The sequence below is a fragment of the Shewanella sp. S1-49-MNA-CIBAN-0167 genome, from assembly GCF_040310145.1.
GTDB classification, from domain to species: Bacteria; Pseudomonadota; Gammaproteobacteria; order Enterobacterales; family Shewanellaceae; genus Shewanella; species Shewanella psychromarinicola.
In genome coordinates this window covers 1-290 of sequence record NZ_JBEOPO010000188.1, presented here as the reverse complement: position 1 = coordinate 290, position 290 = coordinate 1, and the positions used below count along the sequence as shown (strand labels likewise).

At 50.7% G+C, this 290-nt stretch carries 1 protein-coding gene; it reads right to left on the bottom strand.

Features of this window, described 5'->3' with window-relative positions:
* Positions 1 to 290: hypothetical protein (locus AAEZ00_RS20950; RefSeq protein ID WP_351089805.1), on the bottom strand; the 290-nt coding region annotated here is incomplete at both ends.

The window sequence follows — 290 nt, the reverse complement described above, 5'->3', positions numbered from 1 at the left end:
ACCAACGCGTAGTAACCGTCGTCATTGCTGCCAGGGGTAAAGTCAACAGTCAGTAGATCACCGTCTTCATCAAAGGTGGTGTAGGTTGCAGCAACATCGCCATCAACGGCGCTGTTTTCAGTAAAGTCATTGGCGACAACATCAATGGTAGGCGCATCATTCGTAGGAGTGATCACCGGAGTGTCACTGTCTTGACCTGTTAAGCTGCCATCGGACACGGTTAAATCAATTGCAGGCAGCGTGCCGCCGTTGTTAACGAAGTCAGCACCGGCTTGGGTTAATACCACTTC